Genomic DNA, 12,608 nt, shown 5'->3' with positions numbered 1-12,608 from the left:
ACGATGCGTATTTCTACACAGCAGTATTTTGAGACCAGCTCTGCCAAGTACCAGAGCAACTATTCCAGCGTGGTCAAGGCCCAGGACCAGGCCAGCTCCGGCGTGCGCGTGCAAACCGCCGCGGATGATCCGGTGGCGGCGGCGCGGTTGTTGATGCTGCAGCAGCAGAAAGACATGCTGGCGCAGTTCAATGGCAACATCGACACCTTGAAGAACTCGCTGACCACCCAGGACGGCGTGCTGGAAAATATCAATATCGCGATTCAAAGAGCCAGTGAGTTGGCGCTCAAGGCGGGTAACGTCGGCATCAGCGACGCCGACCGCAAGTCGACGGCCGCCGAGATTGGCGCCATTGAAGACCAGGTTTTGGGCCTGCTCAATACCAAGGACGCCAGCGGCAATTACTTGTTCTCCGGCAGCAAGACCGACACGCCGCCCTACGCCCGCAACAATGACGGCACCTACAGCTACCAGGGCGATGACACGCCGCTGAGCTTGAAGATCGCAGAGAACCTGTCGGTTGCCATGGGCAATACCGCCAAGAGCATGCTTGAAAGCTCGGCGAATACGGGCCGTACGCAAACCGCGCCAATCCTCGTGCCGCCAGCGGTCGACGATGGCAAGGTCACCGTTTCTGCCGGGCTGATCGCGGCCAACAGCAGCTATAACAGCAGTTTTTCCGATGGCCAGCCGTATAAACTGACCTTCACCAGCAGCACCCAATACGTCGTCACGGACAATGCCGGCAAGGACATCACCTCGGAGATCCCGGGCAACGGTACTTTCGATGCCACCAAGGAAGGCGGTTCGACTGTCAGCCTGCGCGGGGTCAAGTTCGACATCGGCTTGAACCTGGGCAAAGACGCACTGGGCAAGGACATACTGCCTGGCGCGCCGTCGGACGCCATCGTCAAGGATCGAGAGTTCAGCCTGTCGGTCAAACCAGACACCTTCAGCGTTTCGCGCACCCCGAGCAATCCTTCCACCGCGCAACTGAGCGGCGGCACGGTGAGCGATCCGGCGGCATACGCCAGCACCTTTCCCAACTCGGGTGTCGTCGTCAAGTTTGGCGCGGCCGGTGCTTATGACCTGTATGCGCAGCCGTATAGCGCAGACAGCAAATCCATCGCCAGTGGCACCCTGGCGGCCGGCGCAACCACCATCACGGCGGCAGGGGTGACCTTTGATGTCACCACCGCACCGGCGCCGGCCGCCGGCGACCAGTTTGCGATCAGTGCCACCAGCAACAAAAACGAGAACGTTCTCGATACCCTGAGCCATCTGCGCAAAATTCTGGAAACGCCGTCAGACGGCAACCCAGCGGCGCAGAAGGAGCTCAAGGATGTGGTGGCCAAGTCGATTGGCAACTTGACCAATGCCTACGGGCAGATCGACCAGGCGCGTGGCTCCCTGGGCGCGCGCCTCAATGGCCTGGACATTCAGTCCAAGGAAAACGTCAGCCTGGACCTGGCCAATACCACCACCATGAATGCCCTGGGCAACGTCGACTTCGCCGAAGCCGCCGTCAACCTGAGCTTGCAGCAAACCATGTTGCAGGCTTCGCAACTGGCCTTCGTGAAAATCTCGCAGTTGAGCCTGTTCAACAAGATGTAAACGGCGTTCAGTCAAGCGGCCCGCTCTGGAAACAGGGCGGGCCGTTGTCGTTTCTGGGGGTTAATTGTTGAAACGTTTTGCATAAACCACGCAAAATTGAGTGACCTGTGAGTCATAAAGCGCATCTTCACTGTATCGTGTGAAAAGGATAAGTCGTCACAGGGCCTTCATCGGGCGGCTTTCAGCGAGTTTTTCATGGGGTTATCCCCTTTATTGTCAGCACTCCCGGCGTAGCCCGAGGGGTGTTCTCCAGCTATTTAGTATTGGGAAGCCACAATGATTGGCATAAAAAGCATCGCCAGTTACGTGCCGGCAGACGGGATCGATAACTACGCCCAGGGTGCCAAATTCGCCAAGGATGAAGAGTTCATCATCGGCAAGATCGGTTCGGCGTTTCTGCCGCGCAAGGAAGCTGCACAGGAGACGTCCGACCTGTGCGTCGAAGCCGTCAACGCATTGTTCGCCAATAACCCGGATTTAAAGCGCGAGTCCATCGACGCGCTGATCGTCGTTACCCAGAACGGCGATGAAGAGGGCTTGCCCCACACCGCCGCCATCGTGCAGGACAAACTGGGCCTGCCGACTCACGTGGCCGCCTTCGATATCTCCCTGGGCTGCTCCGGCTACGTCTACGGCATCTACGCGATGAAGGGCTTCATGGAAGCCGCGGGCCTTAAAAACGGCCTGCTGATTACCGCAGACCCGTACTCCAAGATCGTCGACCCGGAAGACCGCAACACCACCATGCTGTTCGGCGATGCCGCCACCGCCACCTGGATGGGCGAGGACGCACCATGGCTGCTGGGCAAATCCAAGTTCGGCACCGACGGTTCCGGCGCGCCGCACTTGAAGGTCAGCGATGGTGTGTTCTTCATGAATGGCCGCCAGGTGTTCAACTTCGCCTTGCTCAAGGTGCCGGCGCACTTGCACGAGCTGCTCAATGAGTCGGACCTCAAGGCCGATGACATCGATGCGTTCTGCATCCACCAGGGCAGCGCGGCCATCGTCGACGCCGTGGCGCGCCGCTTTGAAGAGGCGCCGGTGGACAAGTTCATCAAGGACATGGTCGAGACCGGCAATACCGTGTCGTCGAGCATCCCGCTGCTGCTGGAAAAGCACGTGATGGACGCCACCTGGAAGCGCGTGGCCATCAGCGGCTTTGGCGTGGGCCTGTCGTGGGGCTCGGCGATTCTCTATCGTCCGTGATGCTTTAGCAGCTGTACAAAAAAACGCCGATGATCCCACGATCATCGGCGTTTTTTTTTCGCCCCCTCCCTGTAGGAGCGAGCTTGCTCGCGAAGAACCTGAGAACGCCGCGTGCATCCTGAATACCCGCGTCATCGTTAACGTTCTTCGCGAGCAAGCTCGCTCCTACAAGGGCGGAGTTTTGGCGCCAGTAACCCGTGATTGGGGCGTTTCACGCCTTTATAAGGCCTTGAAATACAAGGGCTGGCACAGGGCTACTAAAAAAAATCAAAAAAATCCTCAAGCAACCGGCTACCACGACGATAACTATTACGTAGGTTCTCTAGGCCACACCCGGCGGTCGCCAGGGCCGGAAGCCGCAGTATCCAAACCACGAGGATTTCGTCATGGCATTATCAGTAAACACCAACATCACCTCCCTGGGTGTCCAGAAGAACCTGAACAAAGCTTCCGACGCTCTGAGCCAGTCGATGAACCGTCTGTCCTCCGGCCTGAAAATCAACAGCGCCAAAGATGACGCTGCCGGCATGCAGATCGCCAACCGTCTGAACAACCAGGTCAAAGGCCTGAACGTTGCCATCGCCAACGCCAACAACGGCGTGTCGATTGCCCAGACCGCTGAAGGCGCGATGCAAGAATCCACCAACACCCTGCAGCGTCTGCGTGAACTCGCCCTGCAAGCGGCCAACGGTGATAAAAGCGACGCTGACCGTGTTTCCCTGCAGCAAGAATTCACCGCTAAAGTGGGCGAGCTGAACCGTATCGCCAGCACCACCACCTTCGGTGGTCGTAACCTGCTGGACGGTTCGTTCAGCAACGTAGCATTCCAGATCGGCGCCAACGCCAACGAGACTATCTCGTTCGGTATGACCGACATCAGCTCGACTGCGCTGAAGGGTAACTACAAAGAAGCGGCGGTTGATGGCGCTGCGATGAAAGGCCTGGCCGCTACCGCTACTGGTTCGGTATTGGGCAATAGCGCAATGAAAATTGGCGCAGCCGCAGCATCCGCTACCGTTGCTACCGACGCGTTCACTATCAACGGTACTGAAATTGCTCTCGGTGTTGCCGCCGCAGGTGTTCCGGCAGCTACTGCTGCACTGACTGCCATCAACGCTCAAACCGCAACCACTGGCGTTACCGCTACTGCCGATGCCGCTGGCGTCGTAACCCTGACCTCGAAGAATGACATCGTTCTGGGTACTTCGGGCGTGACTGGTGCAACAGACGGTCTGGCCAAGCTCGGTCTGGGTGCAGCAGCCACCGTTCCTTCCAACAGCAACCTTAAAGCTGACGGTGCCATCTCTGTCAATGGCACTGCCGTGACTTGGGCTGCTAATGACACCATGGCTACCGTGTTGACCAAGCTTGAAAACGCGGCAGGTGGTGCTGCTGCAGGCGCTTCGGCCACGTTCACCGACGGCCGTGTCAAATTGACTTCGGGTGACGGTGCAGACATCAAGCTGTCCAACACTTCGAGCGGTTCGCTGTCCCAGTTGGGTCTGTCGGCCGGCACTACCCAAGCCAAACTGACCGCTGACACTTCGATTGACGTAAACGGCGTTGAAGTCAAGTTCAAGAAGGGTGACACCGCTGACGCAGTTGTAGCTTCGATCAACAGCGCCAGCACCGGTGTTCAAGCCAGCAAAAACGCTGACGGCACCCTGAACCTGTTCGCCGACAAAGACATCACCATCAAGGACGGCAGCGCCGGTACTGGCCTGGCTGCACTGGGTCTGACTACCGTTGCTAGCAACGGCACCAAAACCGCCGTCACCATGGAAACCAGCGTTTCCGACCTGAACATCCTGACTGCCGCTTCTTCGCAGCAGGCCATCCAGGCTCTGGACGACGCCATGCAGCAGATCGACAGCCAGCGTTCGCAGCTGGGTGCCGTACAAAACCGCTTCGCCAGCACCGTGGCCAACCTGCAGAGCATTTCGCAGAACTCCTCCGCTGCCAAAGGCCGCGTAGAAGATGCTGACTTCGCTTCTGAAGCCGCTGAGCTGACCAAGCAACAAACCCTGCAACAGGCTTCCACTGCGATCCTGTCCCAGGCCAACCAACTGCCATCGTCTGTTCTGAAGCTGCTTCAGTAATAGCGCTAGCGGTTAAATAACGGGAGGGTGCGTTTAACAACGTGCCCTTCCGTTTTTTCAGTTTGGAGGTGGTGACATGGACATGAGCATCAAGCTGACCTCGTCTTACCCCGCAGCCCCGGCCCCGGCCAACCTTGGCGCAGTGGTGACCCAGGCCAAGCCTGTGGCCAGCAATGAGCCGATCAAAAGTGAAGAGCCTCAGCGCGTTGCGCTGGAAAAGGCTGTGACCGATATGCGTGAGTTTGTGCAGGCTTCACAGCGCAACCTGGATTTTTCCATCGATGACTCTACCGGTAAGGTAGTGGTCAAGGTGATCGCCACTGACAGTGGTGAAGTGATTCGACAGATTCCATCGGAGACCGCGCTGAAATTGGCGCAGAACCTGAGCGATGCCGGCAGCCTGTTGTTTGATAGCAAGGCTTGAGTTGGCACGAAACATGTTTCTGATTGCGGTCTAGGCGTATAAGCGCCAAAAAACGGCCGCTGCAGGACAAGGAGAATGGCAAATGGCTAGTTCAACGATTTCCGGCCCAGGTTCGGGCTACGACACCCAAGCAATCGTCAAGGCGCTGGTCGGGGCCGAGCAGGCACCCAAGCAGGCTCAGATCACCAACGAGCAGAAGAAAGCCACCGTGCAGTTGTCTGCCGTGGGCTCGGTCAAGACGGCGTTGGAAGCCTACCAGGCGGCGATCACCAAGTTGAACAATGCCTCGGCCTTCAACGGGCTGGCGGCGACTTCTTCGGAAGAGAAAAACGCCAAGGTCACCCTGACCGACGGTGCGTCCAGCGGCAAGTACCGCTTGGAAATTGCCAACCTGGCCACTGCTTCGAAAGTCACTACGGCAGTCAATGCCGAAGGCGCATCGGGCAAGGCCAACAGCACCGACGAAGACCAGACGCTGACCATCAACCAGTCGGGCAAAAGCTACGACGTGGTGATCCCTGGCGGCGCGACCTTGCAACAGGTGCGCGAGTCGATCAACACCCAGCTCTCGTCCCAAGGCATCAGTGCCAACGTACTGAGTGACTCCAATGGCGCGCGGCTGGTACTGACCTCGACCACCATGGGCGAGGGCACCGACATCACCCTCAGCGGTGATTCGCAGCTGGCTGTCGGCTACGACAAAGGCACGCCGCCAACCAATGCCAAGTACTCCATCGACGGCATTCAAATGTCATCGAACAGCAACAAGATCACCTCGGCGATCAGTGGGGTGACCCTTGATCTGCTGGACACGGTAGACATCACCAAACCGACCACCATCACCGTGGCCAGCAACACCGACACCTTGAAAACCTCGGTGCAGTCCTTCGTCAGCGCTTACAACACGCTGATGACGGCGATCAACACTCAAACCAAGGTCACCGCAACCGGTGATGCCTCCACCACCACCGCAGGTGCATTGACCGGCGATGCGTCGATGCGTCAATTGGTGAACAGCCTGCGTTCCGAGTTGGTCAACGGCTCCGGCGCGGGCACGATGACCAGCCTGGCGCAGATGGGCATTACCACCGACCAGAAAACCGGCCTGCTGAGCCTGGATGACAAAACCTGGGACAAGGCCGTGGTCAAGGGCGCTGGCGACATTGCCAAGCTGTTCACCGGCGACACGGGCTTGATCACCCGTATGAACAAGGCGACCAACAGCTACGTCGGCACCACCGGCACCCTGGCGACACGGGCCACCGATCTCAATAACAAGTTGACCGACTTGAACAAAGAGACCGACGACCTGACGCGGCGCATGGATGCCTTGCAGAAGTCCCTGACCGCCAAGTACACGGCGATGGACACCATGATCGCGCAGATCAACGCCAGCAGCTCCAGCATCCTGACCACCCTCAACTCGCTGAACAATCCTAAGTCGAACTGATGAGCGGTGCGCGCCAGGGCCCTGTCCAGGGGCTCTCGCGCAGGGTGCTGGATTAAAGTTTTTATCGCCGTGGTCGAAAAACTGGTTAAGCAAACCTATTCGATTGTCGCCAGTAACGAGGTAGCAACATGAACCCGATGAGAGCCCTTCGCCAGTACCAGAAGGTCAATGCCCACGCTCAGGTCTCTGAAGCCAGCCCGCACCGCCTGGTGCAGATGCTGATGGAAGGTGGCCTGGACCGCATGGCGCAGGCCAAGGGTGCGTTGAGTCGCGGGGACATCGCGCAAAAAGGCCTGATGCTGGGCAAGGCGATCGAAATCATTTCGGGCCTGCGCGATGGCCTGGAGCCGGAGAAAGCCGAAGATCCAGCCGCGATCCAGCGTCTGGATGCCTTGTATAACTACATGGGCAATCGCCTGGTCGAGGCCAACCGAGTCAATGATGTCGAGATGATCGACGAAGTCGCCCGTCTGCTGATCACCGTCAAGACCGGCTGGGATGCCATCGCTCCACAATAAGGCCGATTGCCTTGAGGTACACATCATGAGCCACGCACTGCAACGCATCGACGAAACCCGCGAAGCCCTGATCGGCGCGCTGGCCGAGCGCAACTGGGAAGCTGTCGGCGAGTTGGACCTGGGGTGCCGGGCGGTGATTGATGAGGTGCTCAGCGAGGCGCCGGTAGATGAGGATGCACTGCGCGAGAAACTGGAAAGCCTGCTGGTGGTGTATCGGCAGTTGCTGGAGGTGACGACCGGCGAGCGCCAGGCGATTTTCGAAGAGATGTCGCAGATCAACCAAGCGAAAAATGCGTCAAAGGTTTACCATCTGTTCGGTTGAACGGGCGCAGTTAATCCGAACGGCGCGTCATATATTTGACTGTGCCAACATTTTTGACTTAACTAGTGCTGTTTTCAGATTTCAGACGTCTAGAAGGTAAGAAATCTTACAGACGTCTAGATTGCCCTCATTCCGGGGCAGGAAGTTTTACTAGGGAAGTTGCTATTGCATGTGGCGTGAAACCAAAATTCTGCTGATCGATGACGATAGCGTCCGCCGCCGCGATTTAGCGGTGATTTTAAATTTTCTCGGTGAAGAAAATTTACCCTGCGGCAGCCACGATTGGCAGCAGGCGGTCAGCTCGTTGTCGTCGAGCCGTGAAGTCATTTGCGTATTGATCGGGACGGTAAACGCTCCTGGCGCAGTTCTGGGCCTGTTAAAGACACTGTCTACCTGGGATGAGTTCCTTCCGGTGTTGCTAATGGGCGATATTTCTTCCGTGGACCTGCCGGAAGACCAGCGCCGCCGCGTGCTGTCCAACCTGGAAATGCCGCCCAGCTACAGCAAATTGCTCGATTCCCTGCACCGCGCCCAGGTCTATCGCGAGATGTACGACCAGGCCCGCGAGCGCGGCCGTCATCGTGAGCCCAACCTGTTTCGCAGCCTCGTCGGCACCAGCCGTGCCATCCAGCACGTACGCCAGATGATGCAGCAAGTGGCCGACACCGACGCCAGCGTGCTGATCCTCGGCGAGTCGGGCACCGGCAAGGAAGTGGTCGCGCGTAACCTGCACTATCACTCCAAGCGCCGCGACGGGCCCTTCGTGCCGGTCAACTGCGGGGCGATCCCGGCAGAGCTGCTGGAAAGCGAATTGTTCGGCCACGAGAAGGGCGCCTTTACCGGGGCGATCACCAGCCGTGCCGGGCGCTTTGAGCTGGCCAATGGCGGCACCCTGTTCCTCGACGAAATCGGCGACATGCCACTGCCGATGCAGGTCAAGTTGCTGCGCGTGTTGCAGGAGCGCACCTTCGAGCGAGTGGGCAGCAACAAGACCCAGAGCGTGGACGTGCGCATCATTGCCGCCACCCACAAGAACCTCGAAAGCATGATCGAGGTCGGCAGCTTCCGCGAAGACCTGTACTACCGCCTCAACGTATTCCCTATCGAGATGGCCCCGCTGCGCGAGCGCGTGGAAGACATCCCGTTGCTGATGAACGAACTGATCTCGCGCATGGAGCACGAAAAGCGTGGCTCCATTCGCTTCAACTCCGCGGCAATCATGTCCCTGTGCCGCCACGGCTGGCCGGGCAACGTCCGCGAGCTGGCCAACCTGGTGGAGCGCATGGCGATCATGCACCCGTACGGGGTGATCGGCGTGGTCGAGTTGCCGAAGAAATTCCGTTACGTCGACGACGAAGACGAACAGATGGACAGCCTGCGCACTGACATGGAAGAGCGCGTGGCGATCAACGGCCATACCCCGGACTTCGGCGCCACCGCGATGTTGCCGCCCGAAGGCCTGGACCTCAAGGACTACCTCGGCAGCCTGGAACAAGGGTTGATCCAGCAGGCCCTGGACGATGCCCATGGCATCGTGGCCCGCGCCGCCGAGCGCCTGCGCATCCGTCGCACCACCCTGGTGGAGAAGATGCGCAAGTACGGTATGAGCCGCAAAGAAGGTGATGAACAGGCGGATGATTGACGCCTGTTTTTCAACTGCCTGATTTATAGGTAGATTTTTTTCGGCACGGGTATTGCTACAGCCCTCGCAACGTTCCGTTTAACTGACGGTCAGCCAAGCGAGAGAGCATCATGCCCCACGCCGCCCAACTATCTTCGGCCCCTGCCATCCAGGGGCTGGTTCCGCCTGTAGAACCGCCGACCCGCCAGGGCCTGGAGCACGCGTTCTCGCAGTTCAACCAGATGTCGAGCCAGCTGACCGACTCCTACAGCCTGCTTGAGGCTCGGGTTTCCGAGCTTAAAGGCGAACTGGCGGTGGTCAGCGCCCAGCGCATGCAAGAGCTGGCCGAGAAAGAACGCCTGGCCAACCGCCTGCAAAACCTGCTGGACCTGTTGCCCGGTGGCGTAATCGTCATCGACGACCAGGGCCGCGTGCGCGAAGCCAACCCGGCCGCCTGCGACCTGCTCGGCCTGCCGCTGGAAGGCGAGCTGTGGCGTGAAGTCATCACTCGCTGTTTTGCCCCCCGTGAAGACGACGGCCACGAAGTCTCCCTCAAGGACGGGCGCCGGCTGTCCATCGCCACCCGTTCCCTGGACGCTGAGCCTGGCCAGCTTGTGCTGCTCAATGACCTGACAGAAACCCGGCACCTGCAAGATCAGTTGGCCCGCCATGAACGGTTGTCGTCCCTGGGCCGGATGGTCGCTTCCTTGGCGCATCAGATTCGTACGCCATTGTCGGCGGCATTGATCTACGCCAGTCATTTGACTGACGAGCAATTACCGGCGGCCACCCATCAACGCTTTGCCGGGCGCCTCAAGGAGCGCCTGCATGAGTTGGAGCACCAGGTGCGCGACATGCTGGTGTTTGCCCGTGGCGAACTGCCGCTGACCGATCGCGTTACCCCTGCCGGCTTGATGCAGTCGCTGCAAGCGGCAGCGGCGACCCATGTGCAGGAGGCCAACCTGCGCTGGCAGTGCGACAGCCACCAGGGCGAGTTGCTGTGCAACCGCGACACCCTGGTGGGCGCGCTGCTCAACCTGATCGAAAACGCCACCCAGGCCAGCGGCCCAGGTGCGCGATTGAAGGTGCACTTGTACACCCGCGAGCAAACCCTGCGCCTGTGCATCAGCGACAGCGGCAGCGGTATTGCCCCGCAAGTGCTGCAACGCCTGGGCGAGCCGTTTTTTACCACCAAGACCAACGGCACTGGCCTGGGCCTGACCGTGGTCAAGGCAGTGGCCCGTGCCCATCAGGGACAATTGCAGCTGCGTTCCCGCGTGGGGCGTGGCACCTGTGCATTGATGACCTTGCCGCTGTTTTCCAGCGCGGCAAGCGCGGAGTAAGAGGATGATGGCTATCAAGGTTTTATTGGTGGAAGACGATCGCGCCCTGCGTGAAGCATTGGCAGACACGCTGCTGTTGGCGGGCCATGACTACCGTGCGGTCGGCTCTGCCGAGGAAGCCTTGGAGGCGGTCGAACAGGAAACCTTCAGCCTGGTGGTCAGCGACGTCAACATGCCCGGCATGGACGGCCACCAGTTGCTCGGCCTGCTGCGCGTGCGCCAGCCGCAACTGCCAGTGCTGCTGATGACCGCCCATGGCGCGGTGGAGCGGGCGGTGGATGCCATGCGTCAAGGCGCGGCGGATTACCTGGTCAAGCCGTTCGAGCCCAAGGCGTTGATCGAACTGGTCGCCCGGCATGCCCTTGGCGTGATGCCCGCAGCCGACGGCGATGGCCCGATTGCCTTTGAGCCGGCCAGCGCGCAATTGCTGGAACTGGCGGCGCGGGTGGCGCGCAGTGATTCCACCGTGCTGATTTCCGGCGAGTCCGGCACCGGTAAAGAAGTGCTGGCGCGGTATATCCACCAGCAATCGGGCCGTGCCAAGCAACCGTTCATTGCGATTAACTGCGCGGCGATCCCCGACAACATGCTCGAAGCCACCTTGTTCGGCCATGAAAAGGGCTCGTTCACCGGCGCCATCGCGGCCCAGGCCGGCAAGTTCGAACAGGCCGACGGTGGCACCATCCTGCTCGACGAAATCTCGGAAATGCCCCTGGGCCTGCAAGCCAAGTTGCTGCGCGTACTGCAGGAGCGGGAAGTGGAGCGCGTGGGCGCACGCAAGCCGATCCAGCTGGATATCCGCGTGGTCGCCACCACCAACCGCGACCTGGCGGGCGAAGTGGCGGCGGGGCGCTTCCGTGAAGACCTGTTCTACCGGCTGTCAGTGTTCCCCCTGGCCTGGCGCCCATTGCGTGAGCGCCCGGCGGACATCATTCCGTTGGCCGAGCGCCTGCTGAACAACCACGTCAAAAAAATGAAGCATGCCCAGGCGCGCTTATCGCCTGAGGCCCAGGCGTGCCTGGTCAGTTACCCATGGCCGGGCAACGTGCGCGAGCTGGACAACGCGATCCAGCGTGCGTTGATTTTGCAGCAGGGCGGTTTGATCCAGCCGCAAGACTTTTGCCTGGCCATGGGCAATGGGGCTGCGCCGCTGCCGAGCCTAGCCCCGGCTCCCGTGGTCGCCGAGGCGGAATCGGCCGGCGCCCTGGGCGATGACCTGCGCCGCCGCGAATTCCAGATGATCATCGACACCCTGCGCGCCGAACGCGGCCGCCGCAAAGAAGCGGCCGAGCGCCTGGGCATCAGCCCGCGCACCTTGCGCTACAAGCTGGCGCAGATGCGCGACGCCGGGATGGACGTGGAAGCCTATCTTTTCGCCACCTGACCTCGCGCCAATCCCGTCTGTAGGAGCGAGCTTGCTCGCGAAGAACCCATAGGCGCCGCGGGCATCCTGGAAGCACGCGTTATCGTTGACGTTTTTCGCGAGCAAGCTCGCTCCTACAAAAAAGCGGGCGGTAAGAAGGGCCAAAAAATCTGCGGTAACAAGTTTGACAAGCTTTGTCGCCTTTTCTTACGAGTTGCTCCAGAGCTGGCACCCTTGTTGCTACCACCCCTGGTAACCGCTGCGTAGTGTCAAAAAATTGCGGGTCGTCGGAGAGAGAAGGTCATGAGCCAGGGTATTGAGTTCAATCGGTTGATGTTGGATATGCGCGCCATGCAAATGGATGCCATGGCTCAACCGAAATCCGTCGCGCCAGCGCCGGAATTGGGCCAAAGCAATTTTGCCGACATGCTCGGTCAGGCAATCAATAAAGTCAGCGATACCCAGCAGGCATCCAGCCAGTTGGCGACGGCTTTCGAGATCGGTAAAAGCGGCGTGGACCTCACCGATGTGATGGTCGCCTCGCAAAAGGCCAGTGTGTCCTTCCAAGCCTTGACCCAAGTGCGTAACAAGCTGGTTCAGGCGTATCAAGACATCATGCAGATGCCGGTTTAAGGACGAGATTTAAGT

The 12,608-nt window shown here is 59.7% G+C and carries 11 protein-coding genes; all 11 read left to right on the top strand.

The features are described from left to right. Nucleotides 1-3 precede the first annotated feature (3 nt). Nucleotides 4-1,614 carry a flagellar hook-associated protein 3 gene (locus tag ACWHXD_RS21675; protein ID WP_138762474.1) on the top strand — a complete coding sequence of 537 codons (1,611 nt, stop codon included), beginning with the start codon at nt 4-6 and terminating at the stop codon, nt 1,612-1,614. Nucleotides 1,615-1,890: 276 nt separating this feature from the next. Then, nucleotides 1,891-2,820, top strand: coding sequence for a ketoacyl-ACP synthase III (locus ACWHXD_RS21670; protein WP_003192977.1), 930 nt, complete (start codon nt 1,891-1,893; stop codon nt 2,818-2,820). A gap of 386 nt (nt 2,821-3,206) precedes the next feature. Next, complete coding sequence (locus ACWHXD_RS21665) at nt 3,207-4,919, top strand: flagellin N-terminal helical domain-containing protein (RefSeq protein ID WP_138762473.1); 1,713 nt, start codon at nt 3,207-3,209, stop codon at nt 4,917-4,919. A gap of 76 nt (nt 4,920-4,995) precedes the next feature. Continuing rightward, nucleotides 4,996-5,343: a flagellar protein FlaG gene (locus ACWHXD_RS21660; RefSeq protein WP_032895940.1), complete on the top strand. Its 348-nt coding sequence runs from the start codon at nt 4,996-4,998 to the stop codon at nt 5,341-5,343. A gap of 82 nt (nt 5,344-5,425) precedes the next feature. Further along, nucleotides 5,426-6,793: a flagellar filament capping protein FliD gene (gene fliD / locus ACWHXD_RS21655; protein WP_044274984.1), complete on the top strand. Its 1,368-nt coding sequence runs from the start codon at nt 5,426-5,428 to the stop codon at nt 6,791-6,793. A 128-nt stretch (nt 6,794-6,921) separates the two neighbouring features. After that, nucleotides 6,922-7,311, top strand: coding sequence for a flagellar export chaperone FliS (gene fliS, locus ACWHXD_RS21650; protein WP_014719355.1), 390 nt, complete (start codon nt 6,922-6,924; stop codon nt 7,309-7,311). 25 nt (nt 7,312-7,336) lie between these two features. Beyond that, nucleotides 7,337-7,633 (top strand): flagellar protein FliT, encoded by a 297-nt coding sequence (fliT, locus tag ACWHXD_RS21645; protein WP_003192968.1) that lies wholly within the window; start codon nt 7,337-7,339, stop codon nt 7,631-7,633. A gap of 169 nt (nt 7,634-7,802) precedes the next feature. Then, on the top strand, nt 7,803-9,275 hold the full coding sequence (locus ACWHXD_RS21640) for a sigma-54 dependent transcriptional regulator (RefSeq protein WP_138762472.1): 1,473 nt from the start codon (nt 7,803-7,805) through the stop codon (nt 9,273-9,275). A 110-nt stretch (nt 9,276-9,385) separates the two neighbouring features. Then, complete coding sequence (locus ACWHXD_RS21635; RefSeq protein ID WP_138762471.1) at nt 9,386-10,597, top strand: sensor histidine kinase; 1,212 nt, start codon at nt 9,386-9,388, stop codon at nt 10,595-10,597. A gap of 7 nt (nt 10,598-10,604) precedes the next feature. Continuing rightward, nucleotides 10,605-11,981: a sigma-54-dependent transcriptional regulator gene (locus tag ACWHXD_RS21630; protein WP_032897832.1), complete on the top strand. Its 1,377-nt coding sequence runs from the start codon at nt 10,605-10,607 to the stop codon at nt 11,979-11,981. 282 nt (nt 11,982-12,263) lie between these two features. Continuing rightward, nucleotides 12,264-12,593, top strand: a complete 330-nt coding sequence (fliE, locus tag ACWHXD_RS21625) for a flagellar hook-basal body complex protein FliE (RefSeq protein ID WP_003192959.1) — start codon at nt 12,264-12,266, stop codon at nt 12,591-12,593. Nucleotides 12,594-12,608 lie beyond the last annotated feature (15 nt).

Source organism: Pseudomonas fjordensis (assembly GCF_976987115.1).
The sequence above is the reverse complement of the archived record's forward strand: the minus strand, read 5'-3'. Positions and strand labels throughout refer to the sequence as shown.